Here is a 16,745-nt window from a genome sequence, read left to right on the forward strand (position 1 = left end):
AATTGCTCTTAATTTGCTGTTTTTAAGAGAGGTTATTATTAATAGATTTTAGTTTTGTTACGCAAACTCAGGTTTTGTCCCAAGATCTTTTAAATGCTTGTAATGAGCCCAGATTGCACCTCTCATGGTTTTGAATTCATAATAAGGCAAATTGCATTCTTTGGCTGTTTGTTTTACAATTTCAGCGATTTTTCCGTAATGGATGTGACTGATATTTGGAAAAATATGGTGCTCAATCTGATGGTTTAATCCACCTGTAAACCAATTTACGATTTTGTTTTTTGGAGCAAAGTTAGCTGTAGTATATAATTGGTGAATTGCCCAGGTATTTTCTATTTCACCTTCTTCATTCGGAACCGGATTTGAAGTCTCCTCCACAACATGTGCCAACTGAAAAACGATACTCAAAATTAGTCCGGCAGTGTAATGCATTACAAAAAATCCAACGATTACTTTCCACCATATTACGCCTAAAACCATTGGTAAAACCATCCAGATTAATACGTAGATTATTTTAGTAATAACCAAAACTGTCCATAATTTTGTTGGACTCTGTGGAGCTCCGTAAGATAATTTTCTTTTTAAGTAATCTTTCATCTGCTTAAAATCGGTTGTCAGAGCCCAATTAAAAGTTAATAACCCGTATAAGAAAAAAGAATAATAGTGTTGAAATTTATGAAAACGATGCCATTCTGCATTTTGCGTAAAGCGAATAATTCTTCCTGCATCAAGATCTTCGTCATGTCCGTGAATATTAGTGTAGGTATGATGAAGGACATTATGCTGAACCTGCCAGTTGTGTACATTTCCGGCCAAAACATAAATACTGCCGCCCATGATTTTGTTAATCCATGATTTTGAAGAGTAAGACCCGTGGTTTCCGTCATGCATTACATTCATTCCAATTCCTGCCATTCCAATTCCCATAAGGATATTTAAGAGAAGTTGTGCCCAAAAAGGCATGTTAAGTGCCAGAATCAAAAAATAGGGGGTAAGGAAAACAGTAAAAAGAATAATCGCTTTTAAGTGCAGTTTCCAGTTTCCGGTTTTCTGAATATTATTCTCTTTGAAGTAATTGTTTACCCGTGAGTTAAGCGTTCTGAAAAACTTCAGATTATCCTGCTTTGAAAATGTCGGTGCGATGTTATTCATATTAATTTTAAATAGTTGTCAAAGGTAATTATTATAAATTTTCAATTTGCAAAATTGAGTTAAATATTTCAATCGTAAAGTAGTACTTTTGTTAAAAAATTAGACCAATGGATGAGATATTGAAATATTTTCCTGATTTGACTGATCTTCAAATCGAACAGTTTCAAAAATTAGACTTTTTATACCACGACTGGAATGAAAAAATCAATGTTATTTCCAGAAAAGACATTGATGCATTATATACAAAACACATTCTGCATTCTCTTGGAATTGCAAAAATCATGAAATTCGAACCCGGAGCTACGGTTTTGGATGTTGGAACCGGAGGCGGTTTTCCCGGAATTCCTTTAGCGATTCTGTTTCCGGAAACCCGTTTTTATTTAATTGATGTCATTGCCAAAAAAATAAAAGTGGTTCAGGGCGTTGCAGATGCTTTGGAATTAAAAAATGTAAAGGCAGAGCAAAAACGTGCCGAACTGGTAAAAGGAGATTTTGATTTCATAGTAAGCCGTGCCGTAACCAACATGCCGGATTTTGTTTCATGGATTCATGATAAAATTAAAAAACAGCACAAACACACTTTAAAAAATGGAATTTTATATTTAAAAGGCGGTGATTTGTCCGAAGAATTAAAAGATTTTCCAAAAGCAACTTTATATGATTTGGCAAATATCTTTGAAGATGAGTTTTTTGAAACCAAGAAAGTGGTGTATTTGCCTCTGAAGTTTCAGCCTTAATTCTTATTTCTACATAAAAAAACCGATAACACTTTAACTTAAAAATTGTTATCGGTTTTTTATGCTTCAAAAGCAATCATAACTTAATGATAATTTGTAGCTGCCCCCATTTTTTTTATCTTTGAAAATACTTAAATAGAGTTATAATGAATAGAAGAAAGTTCTTTAGAAATGGCTCATTGTTTACGATAGGGGCGGCAATTATGAATCCGTTTGAGGGTTCTGCAAATGTTTTGGATGTAGAGTCTGTAAATAAAAACAAAAAAGCAAAAAATATCATTTTACTGGTTAGTGACGGAATGAGTACAGGTACACTTAATATGACCGATTTGTTCCTGAATAGAAAAAATGGCAAAGGTTCTAACTGGATACAATTGTATAAAGACAACAGGGTTTCCAGAGCCTTGATGGATACAGCCTCAGCCAGTTCCATAGTAACCGATTCTTCAGCAGCCAGTTCTTCATGGGGAGGCGGTTTTCGTGTTAATAACGGTGCTTTGAATGTTAGTCCGAAAGGCGAACCGCATTTACCGATTTGGCAAAAGTTTAAAAAATCGGGTAAAATGGCCGGTTGTGTAACGACAGTTCCTATAACGCATGCAACTCCTGCCGGTTTTTGCGTGAACAGCAAAAGCAGAAATGCTCAGGAAGATATTGCTGAACAATATTTAGAATTGGGGTTTGATATTATGATGGGCGGCGGGGCCAATTATTTCAGTCCGGAGTTACGGAAAGATAAAAAAGATATGTATGCTGCTTTTAAATCGAAAGGATACCAAGTTGTAAAAACTAAATCTGAAATGGAGGGTGCATCCAATTCTAAACCTGTTCTGGGAGTGTTTGCAGATGATGGACTTCCGTATTATGTGGACAGAAACAGTGATGAAAAATTAAAAACCACTGTTCCAAGCCTTGCTGAAATGTCTCAGAAAGCAATAGACAGAATGAAGGGCCATAAAAACGGTTTTGTTCTACAGATTGAAAGTGGAAAAGTGGATTGGGCTGCTCATGGTAATGATATCGCAGGTTTAATTAACGACCAGATTGAATTTGATGAAGCGGTAAAAGTGGCGATAGATTTTGCTGAAAAAGATAAAGAAACATTAGTAATTATTACAACAGATCACGGAAACGCTAACCCCGGAATCATTTACGGAAAAAATGCCAATGATAATTTTGACAGTATCTGGAAATATACCCAGACTAATGAATGGATTCTGAATCAGATAAAACCGGAATCTTCTGTTTCGCAGGTAAAAGAAATTATTGAAAAAGCAAACGGCCATTCCGTTTCAGATGAAGAGGCAAAAACCGTATTGGGTTATTACGACGGATTGCATAAAGAAGATGGTTTATACAATTACAAAAAATTACCCTATAAAGCTTTCGCAGAAATGCAGGGGAAAATAAACTCTGTAGGCTGGATTAGTATGGACCATTCTGCAGACTATGTTGAACTGGCAATGTTTGGACCCGGAAGTGAACTTTTAAAACCTTTCGTAAAAAATACCGATTTGCATTATCTAATGCTGCAGGCTGCAGAAGTAGAGAATAAATTTTAGACAGGAGAAAAGGAATCTTTAAAATCTATATAAATTTAAAAAAAAATATATAAAACAGCCGGTCCTTAAATTTTAAGGACCGGCTGTTTTATTGATTAATTGCTTCAGGAAATCTGAAACTTGTGTTAGAGAATTCCATTCATCCTCTATTATTTTACGCTCATGTACTTTTATTTGCTCATTCTGTATTAGAGGGATACCTTTACTAAAGTATTAAAAAGTATGTCTTGAAAACTATTAAAAGGATATCTGACTATTGGAAACTTCAGCTTATTGGTTGGATTACTGCTTCTTTGTATTGGGCGGTACTGGCTTTTTTGAACAGTAATTTTATTTGGAAAATTGGCGTAACAGATTTAATACTGGATGTGTTTATTGGAGTTATGTTAACTCATCTTTACCGCAATTTTGCTTTAAAAAAAGAGTGGAATAAATTAAATCTAAAAAAGCTGATTCCAAAAATGATAGTTTGTATTTTGATACTTTCCTTATTGTATATGTTTCTGGTTGTGAGTAAACTTTATCTGATACGTTTGTTTGTTTTAAAAAGCAATCCACTTTCATTTATGACTTTTTTCAAATCTGCACAACTACAGATTTTTATCACAGGAACCAGATTAATGTCTATTTGGGTTTTGGCATACCATCTTTATCATTATTCACGACTTGAAATACAAACGGTGAAAGAAAATGCCCGATTAGCTATTATAATAAAAGAAGCACAACTCAATAATCTCAGTGCACAGCTTAATCCTCACTTCTTTTTTAATTCATTGAATAATATAAAATTTTTGGTGTTAGAAAACCCAAATTCAGCCAGAAGAGCAATTGACCTTTTGTCTGAGCTGCTGCGAAATTCCTTAAACAGCAACATTGGAAGATTAGTTTCCTTAAATGATGAAATGAACCTTGTTAAAGATTATCTTGAGTTAGAAAAAATACGATTTGAGGAACGTCTGGAAATAAATATTGAAACAAGTATTGATCTTTCTAAATATGCTATTCTGCCTTTGAGTATTCAATCATTAGTTGAAAATTCAATAAAACACGGAATTGAAAAAAGAAAAAATGGAGGATTTATTAATGTGAAGGTAGAAAAAGAGAATCGTTTTATAAAAATTAGTGTTCAGAATCCGGGGAAACTAAATAGAGAAATTAAATATTCAGGAATCGGGTTAAATAATCTGAAAGAGAGGTTGTCATTGCAATATAATGGAGCGGCTTCTTTTGAAATTAATGAAATGGAAGACGAAACTGTTGTAGCAACTATTTTATTACCGCTTATATGAAAAAGATAAAAGTTATAATAGTTGATGATGAACGTTTGTCAAGAGAAGAACTGAAAAATGCATTAAAGGTATATAATGATTTTGTTCTGATTGGTGAGGCTGAAAATGCAGATGATGCTAAAGATTTGATTGAGAAGAAAATGCCGGATTTAATGTTTTTAGATATTCAGATGCCAGAAAAAACAGGGTTCGATTTATTAGAATCCCTAAACTACGTACCGGCGGTGCTATTTATGACAGCTTATGACCAATATGCGGTAAGAGCATTTGAAGTGAATGCTTTAGACTATCTAATGAAACCCATAAGAGAAGAGCGGTTTTCAAAAGCAATTGAAAAAATAAGGGATACGATACAATCAAAATCTGCCATAAACAAAGTGGAAGACCGAAAAATTTTTATTAAGGATGGAGAGAAACGATTCTTTGTTCAACTGGATGAGATTTATTTAATTGAATCACTTGAAAATTACAGCCGACTTTTTTTTCAGGGGAAAAAAGCCTTGCAAAGACGTTCACTTCGACAATGGGAAGAGATATTGGATGAAAATATTTTTTTCAGGATAAACAGAACTGAAATTGTAAATATTAAGTATGTCCGGGAAGTAAATCATACAGTTGGCGGAGGGCTGGAGGTAAGGTTAGAAACCGGAGAATTATTACAAGTCTCAAAACGGCAAGCTGTCAAATTCAAAAACAGCAATCGCATTTAATACATCTTATGTATGATGCCTTGATTTTAAATACTTTAAAAAAAATCCATAAACGATATGAAAGCAATTTTTAAATTTGTATTTCTTCTTTTGATAATATCGAATGCATCCTCACAACAAACACGTTTAGCAAAATCTCAGGATTTAAATAACGCTTATAATATTCAGGATAGCGTAATGATTAAAACCAGAGATGGTGCCTTGATCTCGGCAATAGTGGTGCGAAAAAAAGGAGATTTTACCCCAAAACCTGTAATATTCCAATTTACGATTTATGTAACAGAGAAAGGAACCGGAATTAAATCTTTAAAATTAGCAGCAGACAATGGTTATGTGGGTGTAATTGCTTTTGCAAGAGGGAAACGATTTAGTCCAAATGAAATATTTCCTTATGAAAATGAAGCTAATGATACTTATGATGTTATTGATTGGATTAGTAAACAGGAATGGTGTAACGGAAGCGTAGGAATGTACGGAGGGAGTTATAATGGGTTTACGCAATGGGCAGCCTGCAAAAAAATGCATCCTGCACTAAAAACCATCGTTCCTTATGTGGCTAACAGACCCGGAATGGGTTTGCCAATGGAAAATAACGTATTTATAAATCCTAATTACGAATGGTCTTTTTATGTTGGAAACAGTAAATATCTGGATACAATTGCCGGAAATGACAGGCAGCGCTTTAGAAGGATGCAATTTAAATGGTGGGAAACAGGAGTCGCCTATAAAAAAATGGACAGCATTGATGGCTATCCAAACAGGCTATTTCAAAAATGGATCAAACACCCTTCATTTGATGATTATTGGCAGAAAATGGCACCTTACGAAAAAGATTTTGCTCAGATTAATATCCCTGTTTTAGTAATTGACGGCTACTATAATGATTCTCAAAATTCAAGTTTATATTATTTAAGAGAACTTCAAAAATATAATTCTAAAGCCAATTCCTATTTAATAATTGGACCTTACGGTCATTTTGGTGCACAAACAGGAGGTACTCCTGAAATAAACGGTTATAAGACAGATGCAAATGCGTTGATTAATACCAATAAAATAACCTATGAATGGTTTGACCATATTTTGAAAAACGGACCAAAACCGGAAATTATAAAAGATCGAATTAATTATCAGGTTATGGGGGCAAATGAGTGGAGAAGTGCTCCGTCTATTGATAAAATGAGCAATGGTTTTCTAACATTTTATCTGACAGATTATAAATCAGGGAAATTCTATTCTTTGAATATTAATAAGCCGGATAAAAAGAGTTATTTATCTCAGGAAGTAGATTTTAAAGACAGAGAGCACAGTAATAATGATTACTATCCGGATCCAATTGTCAGAAAAGAAATTGATACTACAAATGGTTATATTTTTGTAAGTGATCCGTTAAAAGAACCGCTATTAGTCAATGGATCATTTTTAGGAGAAATAAAAGCAAGTATCAATAAAAAAGATATTGATATTGGTGTCACTTTATACGAAGTAATGCCCAATGGAGAATATTTTCATTTGGCTTATTTTATTGGTCGTGCGAGTTATGCCAAAGATATTACCAAAAGAAATTTACTGATGCCTGATTCGATTGAATCGATTTCTTTTTCAAATACCCATTTGGTAAGTAAACAGTTAAACAAAGGAAGCAGATTATTGATTACGCTGAATGTAAACAAAAATCCATTTTCAGAATTAAACTACGGAACTGGAAAAAATGTAACAGAAGAAACTATCAAAGATGCTAAAGAACCATTAAAAATAAAATGGTACACTGACAGCTTTATAAAAATTCCGGTTTGGAAGTAAAATTCAGCAAAATAAAAGCCGAATCTTAATGGATGTAAAGATTCGGCTTTTTTATATGGACAAAGCCCTTTAAGACTTTTGACATTCGACTTTAAGACTATCCCAAGAAAGGATATCTGTAATCCTCAGGAGTTACAAAAGTTTCTTTGATAGTTCTAGGAGAAGCCCAACGTAATAAATTCAATGCAGAACCTGCTTTGTCGTTAGTTCCTGAAGCTCTTGCACCACCAAAAGGCTGCATTCCTACAACTGCTCCGGTTGGCTTATCGTTGATATAGAAGTTACCTGCAGAATTTTGCAATTTTACAGTTGCAACCTCAATAGCGTAACGATCCTGGCTGAAGACTGCTCCGGTTAAAGCGTACTCAGAAGTAGTATCAACCAATTCTAAAGTTTCTTCCCATTTTGCATCTTCGTAAATATAAATTGTCACAACTGGTCCGAATAATTCGGTTTCCATTGTAGTATATTTTGGATTTGTAGTTACAATAACCGTTGGTTCTACAAAGTATCCAACAGATTTATCATAATTTCCACCCACAATAATTTCAGCATCAGCATCTTTTTTAGCCTGATCGATGTAACTGGCTAATTTATCAAAAGAACCTTCGTGGATAACCGCAGTAATAAAGTTTCCGAAATCTTCCGGAGACCCCATTTTCATTGATTTTACATCTGTAATCAATTGCTCTTTTACAGCTGGCCACAAACTTTGCGGGATATAAACTCTTGAAGCTGCGGAACATTTTTGTCCCTGAAATTCAAAAGCACCACGAGTGATTCCTGTAACAACTTGTTTTACGTTAGCGCTTGGGTGAGCAATGATAAAATCTTTACCACCTGTTTCTCCAACAATTCTAGGGTAAGTTTTATAGTTGTGGATGTTTGCTCCAATTTTAGCCCAGATATCTTTAAATACGTGAGTTGATCCTGTAAAGTGAACTCCTGCAAAATCACGGCTTGCCAAAACAGTATCTGTAATCATCAAAGCATCTCCAAAAACTACGTTGATAACGCCATCAGGAACTCCTGCTTCTTTGAAAACGTCAAGGATAATTTTTGTTGAAAAAACCTGACTGTCGCTTGGTTTCCAAACCACAACGTTACCCATCATTGCAGCACTGGCTGGAAGATTGGCAGCAATTGCCGTAAAGTTGAAAGGAGTAATCGCGTAAACAAAACCCTCAAGAGGTCTGTATTCTAAACGGTTCCATGTTGTAGAATCAGATTTTGGCTGGTCTGCGTAAATCTGAGTCATGAATTCTACGTTGTAACGTAAAAAGTCAATCAGCTCACAAGAAGCATCAATTTCTGCCTGATGGATATTTTTAGATTGCCCAATCATAGTAGCCGCATTGATACGGGCTCTGTATGGACCTGCGATAAGTTCTGCAGCTTTTAAGAAAATAGCAGCACGCTGTTCCCATGCCATGTTTGCCCATGCATATCTTGATTCAAGAGCATTAGCAATCGCTTTTTCGATATGTTGTTTTTCAGCAAGATGATATTTTCCAACAACGTGCTGGTGATCATGGGGAGCTGTAATATTTCTTGTGTTTCCGGTTCTGATTTCTTCGCTTCCAATATGCAAAGGAACGTCAATTTGAGAATTCCACATTGTGGTGTAAGCTGCCTGAACAGCGGCTCTTTCCGGTGAGTTTGGTGCGTATCCTTTTACCGGTTCATTTACCGCTTTAGGTACATTAAAAAATCCTTTTAACATGGGATGAGATATTTTGAAATTACGAATTGTTTAATTTTAGGCAAAAGTACAAAGGTTATTTTGATTATATCACAATACAATACTAAAAAGTTGTAATTTAATAAGTAAGATATGCAGGATTACAAAATATTCAGAATTATAATATTGATATAACCGGCGTACTGTTAAAATCTAATAAAAGTAAGAGAGTTTTACGAAATAGTAAAAGAGGGAATAAATGCTAAATTAATTCAGTGCAAACGGAGCGCACATTCTGAACGTAGGCACTATTACTTTAAATATTTTAGTTGTAGTAAAATTAATCATATTAAAGTGACCTTTCATAGCACCATAAGGAGATGACAATAAGCAACCCGAACTGTAAGTGTGATTCTCACCTGGTTTTAAAACCGGTTTTTTGCCAATAACACCTTCTCCATCAACTACTTCAAGGTCGTTTAGCGAGTCGAAGATTTCCCAGTGACGGGACGTTAACTGTACCGAATCTTTACTGTGGTTTTCAATTGTAACCACATAACTAAAGGCAAAATGAATCTTATAGTTCTTGAAGTATGTGCCTTCAAAACTAGTTAAAACAGATATTTTTATGCCTCTTGTTATTTGAGAAACCATACTAAAGCAGTATATATGTGTGAGTTATATTTGCAAATTTACAAAAAAAAATGATTCAATTTTAATCCTTTTTCAGAATGTTTAATTGATAATATTCAGGGAGTTAGCATTTCCTTTACCGATGACTCTTTCATAGCGGTCAGTGTTTTCACGGTAATAAACCAAAATAGTATATTCATTTTCAGTCTGGTAAAAGTTTCCATCTATAGCATTTTCATTGTCTATGACGCCATTTTTACCGGCTACAGTGTATTGAAAACTGGTGAACCCCTGTTTAATCATCACCGCTTTTTCATAAATTGCCTTCTCGACGTTATAATCCATTTTGTATTCGGGCGACAAACTGTAGTTATTGAACATTCCGGTAATGTAAATGTCTTTGTTTAATCTGAAAGCCGGAGCAGAAAGACTAAAATAAACCCAGGCATAGTCAGCTTCTATTTCATTATTGGAAGCATTGATGTTTTTAACTACGAAATTTCCATTTATATCTTGATATACGGTATAAATCTGGTTTCCCCTTGCCGCATTTGTGTATAAATACGAATTGTAAATATCATTGTTTGAACCTATTTTGGCGACATTGTTATTGGCGGCCCTTATGTCTTTATTTTCAAAATACAAGAATTCATTTCCACCCCAAAACTGTGTTTCGCTGTCGTATTTATAAACCAGTTGATTGCCAAGTGTGTATTGTGGAGGAACATTTTTGATGCTCGTATTAAAATTTCCATTCTGAAGTAAAAGAATTTTTACATTTTTTAAGGGTGTCTGAAACGTGATATCATTTGATGCTATTGTCATGTCCAGATTCTGTTTGTAATCGATGTTGTTTAAATTTCGCGTTCGTTTAACCTGAGCAGCAACTGTAGCATGATTTTCGAATAAAATAAATTTTCGGGAGAAAATAACTTCTCTGTCTTCATTTAGAATTTTTAAAATATAATTTCCTGAAATGCGTAATTGGGTAGTGAATTGATTAGGAAAAGAAAGGCGATAATGAGAATAATTCTGAAGCGTATTAAAAGAATTTGAGTAATCCATAATTCGTTGATTATCAAAGCCAAGAATGTAATCTGTTTTCGGGATGTCAGAAGGTTTCCAATTGTAATCGCAATGTACTATTTCAAAATAATAATTGGCTTCATTGCTATACAAATCGTCAAATTGTAATTGAAATGTAGATCCCAATTCAAATATTGGAACCACATTACTTCCGTTCTGAACAAAAGAAACAGTTTTAATATTATAGGGAGGGTCAATTTCTTTTTCCTGAGCTTTCGCTAAAGTGAAAATAAAAAGAAAAACAAAGCTAGTATATAAAAATTTCGGCATCTTAATATATTGTAAACCCATTGGGAGTAATTATTAAAAACGTCAGTTCGAGTGTTTTTTGTGTAGGGAAACAGAACAAAAAAGTATCGAGAACCGTTTTTAATGATAATTTTTCTGTTCTCAATACAATTTTCTATCGAAAATCACTCGAACTAACGAAAAATTATCATTAAAAACTAATTTTACCTAACGGGTTAAATATAATAAATTTATGTAACGAATACGATACCATTTTATTGGTTTTAAGAACAATTTATCAAGAACCCAGGATATATTCTAAATTAACTTCAAGTTCGTCATTAATATAGCTTTCTTCTAAAAGGGAATCAGACAACAGCTTTTTATTTTCCTGGAGTTTGATAATTTTTTCTTCGACGGTATTTTTCGAAATAAAACGAATCACGTTTACTTTGTTCAGTTGTCCAATTCGATGTGCTCGCCCAACGCCTTGTTTTTCTGCAAAAGGATTCCACCACGGATCTAAGAACAGGACATAAGAAGCTTTGGTGATATTCAGACCAACGCCTCCTGCTTTCAGTGAAATAAAAAATAACAAGGGTTCTTCTTTTTCCTGAAACAGTTTAACTTGTTGTTCTCTTTTGCTTGCAGGAGTTTCGCCTGTTATTTCGCAATAGAAGATTTTATTTTCTTTACACCAATCGGTATAAAAATTCAAATTGGTAACAAACGAACTGAAAATGATGACTTTCTGTTTTGCCTTGACTAAATTTTGAAGATAATTTTTGACAGCAATATATTTTCCGGAATCAATTTCGGAATCTGAATCTATCATTTTTGGATGATTACTAAGCTGTCTTAACTTCATCAAAGTATTGATAATACTAATTTTATCCGGACTTGATCCATCTGTTTTAAGCAGAAAATTACGAGCTTTAGATTTTTCTTTCTCGTATAATTTTTCCTGCTCCGGATCCATGTCGCAGTAGTAAATCTGTTCAGTCATTTCAGGTAAATCCTTTAAAACCTGCTCTTTGGTTCGTCGCAAAATATAAGGCTGGATGAGGTTTTTTAATTCGCTCAAAACTTCTTCATTCTGCTTTTTCTCAATTGGAATTTTAAAATTTTCTGCGAAAAAATTATAAGTTCCCAAAATATCCGGATTTATAAACTGCATCTGCGACCATAAATCGTCAAGCGAATTTTCGATAGGCGTACCACTCAGGGCAATTTTATGACCCGTTCTGATTTTATTGATCGCTTTAAAAATCTTAGAATTTTTATTTTTAATGTATTGACTTTCATCTAAAATCAAATAACGGAAATCGTATTTTTCTAAGAGTGAAATATCTCGGTGAATGATACTGTAACTCGTAAAAATCAAATCGGTCGAATCTAATCTTCCTGTTAATAATTTTCTGTCGTTGCCTACGTATTGCATTTTAGAAAAGTGCGGAGTAAACTTTCCGGCTTCATTAAACCAGTTAAAAACCAAAGAAGAAGGCAAAACAATCAAAGCCTTCAAAGGTTCTCTTTCGACAGTTGTTTCGTTTGTAAACAAATCAAAATTGGTTGTTTTGGTTGTAAAACCTAATTGTTCCTGAACTGAAACCAGAACTGCCAAAGTCTGTAATGTTTTTCCAAGTCCCATGTCATCAGCGAGACAAGCACCTAAATTTGAATTGAAATGCCCTAAAAGCCATTTTACACCATCAATTTGGTAGGGTCTCAAAGTGGCTTTTAGTAAATCTGAGCCTGTGAATTCAGCTTTGTGAATTTGGTCCAAATCATTGTCGATTTCTGAAATTCCGTCTAAAGCCGTAAAATTGCTTTTGCGTAAAAGCAATGCTCCGTTTTCTGTTTTGGCTAATTTTGCCAAAGAGCCATATTTGCTGAACCATTCGAGCGGAATCAAAAAGTAATTTCCGTCAGGTAACATAAAAAGTCTTTCCTTGCTTTTTATGTTTGGAATAATTTCACTGAAATTGATTTTGTAATTGCCAATCGTAATGATAATTTTAATGTCAAACCAATCGGCTTTCGTTTCTTTTGCAATCGAAATCGTATTGCTTTCTGTAATGATTTCTTTGCTTTCGAGTTTCAGATTTTGAATCGTAAAGCCTAAACTTTCAAGTTTTTCCTTATTGTCAATAATCAACTGAATATTGATATAAGGATCATCGGCTTCTGTTTCCAGTCCAAACAGTTCGTTTTTGATTTTTACTAAGCCAATTTCAAGTAATTTTTTTGTATATAAAATTTCGACGGCACTCCTTTTAAACTGAATTATTTTGGGCTCGTTAACGATACTGAAATCAACAAAAGAATGTGTTTTTTTAGTTTTGCCTGAGTCAAAAACATAACCGTTATAATCGAAATAAAGATTGAGGTAATAACAATTTTTAAAGAAATCATAAACAGGCTGAATGGTACTCGAAATAATTTGATCACGCTGTTCCATTTCAAAACCAGTGGCTTCAATATCAATTTTCTTGGCTATTTCGGGAATAAAACTTTTAAAATAATCATCAACTAATTTTGATGGAATTTCAATTGATTTTTTCTTTAAAAAAGGCGTCAGTTTTTTAGTATTTAGCTCCTTTAATCGTCCTAATTTTTTATTGACAATTAACCAGCCCGGCTCATCTAAAAGAATGTCGATACTACTATTCATAGGTGAAAAAGTAGTTTTGTTTTCTTTTAACGAAAGGGTATAGGTAATGCCAGCTGAATGTTTATCAAATTGAATCTGAGGTTCAAAATCCAGCGGATCAATACTGACTCTGGAACGGTAAAAATCTTTTTCAGGACCTAAATTTATTGATAACGGAAATTGCTCTTTTACAATCAAATCGTAAAACTGACTCAAGTTGAGTTTTAAATGTTGGCGAATGGCAAAATCAATTTTAGAATCTTTCTGTAAATCGGCAATTGTTTTAGCTGATTTGATTTTTGCACCGAATTTCTTGAAAATAAATTCAGGTTTTAAAGATTCGCAAATTGTGAGTGTCTTTTTAGAATTGGGATCTAAATTTTCGAAATCAATTCCGAAACTTTCAATTATAGCTTTGGTTGCTTTTTTGTCTAAATATTTAATTTCACTAGTATTTTCAACAACATACGCTGTAGGGATATAGGCATTCAGATTTTTTTCAAAACTAATGTCAAAACAGAACTGAAATGATTTTGTAGGTTCCAAGTTTAAGAGTATTTGGTTAGGCTTATGATTTGGGTTTGGACAAAAAAGAAAGAGTTTTCAAAAAAACTGATATTTTTGAAAACTCTTTTAAATGAACTTATATCACTTAATATGGTGAAAAAAAATTAGTTTTCCTGTTTAAAGCAAAGCGGAATAATTTCGCCTTTTGCCAAACAATATTTCTCTACCAATTCCGGTGCAATTTTATTGGTGTAATCTTCTTCGATAACAATAAAACCTATACTTCTCAATTTATCGAAATAATCGCGTCCGTATATACGAACATGATCGTATTGCCCAAATATTTTAGCACGTTCTTTTTGATCTGTAATCGAATCGTCTGCAAAAGTAACTTCACGATTTAAATCCTGTGGAATCTGCAAAATTGCCATTCCGCCCGGTTTTAAAACTCTAAATAATTCCTGCATGGCTTTGGTATCATCCGGAATATGTTCTAATACGTGATTGCATAAAATAACATCGTATTCGTTGTCTTTAAAAGGTAAATTACAGATATCTGCTTTTACGTCTGCTAAAGGCGAAAACAAATCGGTTGTCGTATAATCCAGATTTTTTTGCTTGCGGAATCTTTTGTAAAAAGCCTGTTCCGGAGCAAAATGCAATACTTTTTTAGGTGCTGTAAAAAAATCAGTCTGATCGTTTAAATACAGCCAAAGCAAACGGTGTCTCTCTAATGAAAGCGTACTTGGTGAAAGTACATTGTTACGCTGTTTTCCGTATCCGTAAGGCAAAAATGATCTGAAACTTTTTCCATCAATTGGGTCGGTAAATTTATTTCCTTTTAATGATAAAGCTAAAATTGGCCGCGCCACATAACTCAAACGAATTAATAATGGACGGGGGATTGTATTAAGTACTAATTTAAAAAGTTTCTTCATTTATATTTTAAATAGTTTTTGGAATTTATCATTGTCTATTACTTGATACTTGCAAAAAAAATGTCTGTATTCTTCAGTTAGTTTTCTTCCAGAAGCAGAAATAGCCATAGTTCTTGTAGGTGAAGAATTATTTCTGTCATAGACTATGTAGATTTCAAATAATTCATTGGGAAAACACATCTTTTCCTTAAATCCATTTTTGAAAATGTAACTATAAAAAGAAATAATGCTTTCAGTTGCTTTCAATCGAAAGTCAATATCTTTTATTACACCTCTTTTAAACTCAACAAAAATGATTTTTCCGTTCTTAAAATAGATTGTATCAGAAGTTTTGATTTGCTGATTAATTAAATCAAAGTCAAAACTTGGCTTACTTGAATTTATTAATGAAATTTGATTGTCTTTGTCAAAAGATATTTCCCGTAATTCTTTTTTTTCTACATTATCAGTAAAGAATTTTTCAATATCATTAATCCTCATTATTTATATCTTGAATTTTATAAAAAGCATCAGATATTGAACTTAAAATTGGAGTTATATCTTTTGTTACATCAATAATTTTTGAAGACAAACCATCTTCATTTTTTTTAGCAAAATAAAAGTTTGTTGAATTTTCATAGCTGTTTTTCTTAGAGTACGCTTCAATTGCTTCTATAAAGTAAGGACTGTGAGAAGTTAATACCATTGGAATATCAAAATCCTTAGAAAGCTTTACAAGAATTTCAGCATATTTAACTTGCCAAGTAGGATGCAAATGTACTTCAGGTTCATCAATTATTAATAAAGTTCTATTGTTGAGGCGATTGTTTTTTAATAACAATTGAATTAATCCAAAGCTTTTAATTCCAACCGCAGTGTTTTTAATATTGATTTCTTGTTCGTTTTTTTTATATTTTACTCCTTGTAATAAGTCTATAGTTATCTCACCATTAATTATCTCGGATATTTCTCTATATATAGTGGAGTAATCGGAGATATTAGTAGATAATGGATTTGAAAGTGATTTTGCTAACTCTTCTTGTCTATTTCTGCTATGAAGCTGTAAACTGTCTTTTCCAACAAATCTTTGTAATGAATCATCTATAATTGCAGGGCTTTCAATAAAATAAGCTTCTTTGAAATACGTTTCTAAATTGTTATCTAATTCAAGAATATAAAAATTTATTTCCTTAAACCATTGTTTAATTTTAGCATTTCCTTCTAAATCCTCAATTTCAATTATAGAATAAGCATCTGTATTAAATATATTATGAAGTGTCGCAATTTCAGAGCGAAGCCAATTTGTTATTTCGTCTTTCTTTTGCTCAATTGTATTGTATTCAACATTAAAATACAATTTTAACATTCTTAAAGAATCTGAAAGTGCTTTTTTTGAATCTTCTGCAGTTGATTCAAGTTTTATTGTTTTTTCAATTTTTTCAAACCATTCTAAACTAATTTCTTTTGTCTGAAACTCTGTAATGTCTATTGAAACATTTTTTTTTAATTCTTTTAAAATGTCCTGATATCGATATATGATTCGATTATTCTTTTCATCTAAAAAAAGATTGATGTTTTGATTAAATCCTTTTATTATAGAGTATAAAACTTTTCCAACAGTACTTTTTCCAGAATCATTTTGACCAGCTATTAGAGTAATTCCCTCAATATTAATGTCAGCTTCTTCTATAATTCCAATATTTTGGAGTTTAATTTTCATTAGATACTATTTTTTATAAAAGTAGTTATTTTTAAATTTAATAAATTAAAAATATTATTCTCTACTAAAA

The 16,745-nt window shown here is 32.8% G+C and carries 13 protein-coding genes; 5 read left to right on the top strand and 8 right to left on the bottom strand.

The window, feature by feature from the left end:
- Positions 1-57 precede the first annotated feature (57 nt).
- Positions 58-1,152 carry a fatty acid desaturase family protein gene (locus tag FLV_RS00455; protein ID WP_243229997.1) on the bottom strand — a complete coding sequence of 365 codons (1,095 nt, stop codon included), beginning with the start codon at positions 1,150-1,152 and terminating at the stop codon, positions 58-60.
- Positions 1,153-1,259: 107 nt separating this feature from the next.
- Here FLV_RS00455 and rsmG point away from each other — a divergent pair, with 107 nt between their 5' ends.
- The 5 genes from rsmG to FLV_RS00480 all read left to right on the top strand — a co-directional run bounded on the left by rsmG (position 1,260) and on the right by FLV_RS00480 (position 7,250).
- Positions 1,260-1,889, top strand: a complete 630-nt coding sequence (rsmG, locus tag FLV_RS00460) for a 16S rRNA (guanine(527)-N(7))-methyltransferase RsmG (RefSeq protein ID WP_243230000.1) — start codon at positions 1,260-1,262, stop codon at positions 1,887-1,889.
- 146 nt (positions 1,890-2,035) lie between these two features.
- Positions 2,036-3,451 (top strand): alkaline phosphatase, encoded by a 1,416-nt coding sequence (locus FLV_RS00465; protein ID WP_243230003.1) that lies wholly within the window; start codon positions 2,036-2,038, stop codon positions 3,449-3,451.
- A gap of 227 nt (positions 3,452-3,678) precedes the next feature.
- The gene (locus tag FLV_RS00470) at positions 3,679-4,740 is read left to right on the top strand and encodes a sensor histidine kinase (RefSeq protein ID WP_243230004.1); all 1,062 of its coding nucleotides are present in this window, start codon (positions 3,679-3,681) and stop codon (positions 4,738-4,740) included.
- The gene (locus FLV_RS00475; protein WP_243230006.1) at positions 4,737-5,450 is read left to right on the top strand and encodes a LytR/AlgR family response regulator transcription factor; all 714 of its coding nucleotides are present in this window, start codon (positions 4,737-4,739) and stop codon (positions 5,448-5,450) included. Before FLV_RS00470 ends, FLV_RS00475 begins: the two co-directional genes overlap by 4 nt.
- 57 nt (positions 5,451-5,507) lie before the next feature.
- Complete coding sequence (locus tag FLV_RS00480; RefSeq protein WP_243230009.1) at positions 5,508-7,250, top strand: CocE/NonD family hydrolase; 1,743 nt, start codon at positions 5,508-5,510, stop codon at positions 7,248-7,250.
- Positions 7,251-7,347: 97 nt separating this feature from the next.
- Here FLV_RS00480 and pruA read toward each other — a convergent pair whose 3' ends face one another.
- The 7 genes from pruA to FLV_RS00515 form a co-directional block, all read right to left on the bottom strand.
- Positions 7,348-8,973 (bottom strand): L-glutamate gamma-semialdehyde dehydrogenase, encoded by a 1,626-nt coding sequence (gene pruA / locus FLV_RS00485; protein WP_243230010.1) that lies wholly within the window; start codon positions 8,971-8,973, stop codon positions 7,348-7,350.
- 225 nt (positions 8,974-9,198) lie between these two features.
- Positions 9,199-9,585, bottom strand: coding sequence for a Co2+/Mg2+ efflux protein ApaG (apaG, locus tag FLV_RS00490; protein ID WP_110348906.1), 387 nt, complete (start codon positions 9,583-9,585; stop codon positions 9,199-9,201).
- 81 nt (positions 9,586-9,666) lie between these two features.
- Positions 9,667-10,920: a DUF5103 domain-containing protein gene (locus FLV_RS00495; RefSeq protein WP_243230012.1), complete on the bottom strand. Its 1,254-nt coding sequence runs from the start codon at positions 10,918-10,920 to the stop codon at positions 9,667-9,669.
- A gap of 256 nt (positions 10,921-11,176) precedes the next feature.
- Complete coding sequence (locus FLV_RS00500; RefSeq protein ID WP_243230014.1) at positions 11,177-14,077, bottom strand: DEAD/DEAH box helicase; 2,901 nt, start codon at positions 14,075-14,077, stop codon at positions 11,177-11,179.
- Between the two features lie 125 nt (positions 14,078-14,202).
- Positions 14,203-14,976 carry a class I SAM-dependent methyltransferase gene (locus tag FLV_RS00505; RefSeq protein ID WP_243230017.1) on the bottom strand — a complete coding sequence of 258 codons (774 nt, stop codon included), beginning with the start codon at positions 14,974-14,976 and terminating at the stop codon, positions 14,203-14,205.
- A complete protein-coding gene (locus tag FLV_RS00510) occupies positions 14,977-15,456 on the bottom strand; it encodes a hypothetical protein (RefSeq protein ID WP_243230019.1) in 480 nt (159 codons plus the stop codon).
- Entirely contained in the window at positions 15,446-16,675 is a 1,230-nt protein-coding gene (locus FLV_RS00515) for an AAA family ATPase (RefSeq protein ID WP_243230021.1), read from the bottom strand. Before FLV_RS00515 ends, FLV_RS00510 begins: the two co-directional genes overlap by 11 nt.
- Between the last annotated feature and the right edge of the window lie 70 nt (positions 16,676-16,745).

The sequence above is a fragment of the Flavobacterium pectinovorum genome, assembly GCF_022802975.1.
GTDB classification, from domain to species: Bacteria; Bacteroidota; Bacteroidia; order Flavobacteriales; family Flavobacteriaceae; genus Flavobacterium; species Flavobacterium pectinovorum_B.

Excerpts from the sequence above, each read along its gene's own strand:
- FLV_RS00455 (WP_243229997.1), bottom strand. The coding sequence starts at position 1,152 with ATGAATAACATCGCACCGACATTTTCAAAGCAGGATAATCTGAAGTTT.
- rsmG (WP_243230000.1), top strand. The coding sequence starts at position 1,260 with ATGGATGAGATATTGAAATATTTTCCTGATTTGACTGATCTTCAAATC.
- FLV_RS00465 (WP_243230003.1), top strand. The coding sequence starts at position 2,036 with ATGAATAGAAGAAAGTTCTTTAGAAATGGCTCATTGTTTACGATAGGG.
- FLV_RS00475 (WP_243230006.1), top strand. The coding sequence starts at position 4,737 with ATGAAAAAGATAAAAGTTATAATAGTTGATGATGAACGTTTGTCAAGA.
- FLV_RS00480 (WP_243230009.1), top strand. The coding sequence starts at position 5,508 with ATGAAAGCAATTTTTAAATTTGTATTTCTTCTTTTGATAATATCGAAT.
- pruA (WP_243230010.1), bottom strand. The coding sequence starts at position 8,973 with ATGTTAAAAGGATTTTTTAATGTACCTAAAGCGGTAAATGAACCGGTA.
- apaG (WP_110348906.1), bottom strand. The coding sequence starts at position 9,585 with ATGGTTTCTCAAATAACAAGAGGCATAAAAATATCTGTTTTAACTAGT.
- FLV_RS00495 (WP_243230012.1), bottom strand. The coding sequence starts at position 10,920 with ATGCCGAAATTTTTATATACTAGCTTTGTTTTTCTTTTTATTTTCACT.
- FLV_RS00505 (WP_243230017.1), bottom strand. The coding sequence starts at position 14,976 with ATGAAGAAACTTTTTAAATTAGTACTTAATACAATCCCCCGTCCATTA.
- FLV_RS00510 (WP_243230019.1), bottom strand. The coding sequence starts at position 15,456 with ATGAGGATTAATGATATTGAAAAATTCTTTACTGATAATGTAGAAAAA.
- FLV_RS00515 (WP_243230021.1), bottom strand. The coding sequence starts at position 16,675 with ATGAAAATTAAACTCCAAAATATTGGAATTATAGAAGAAGCTGACATT.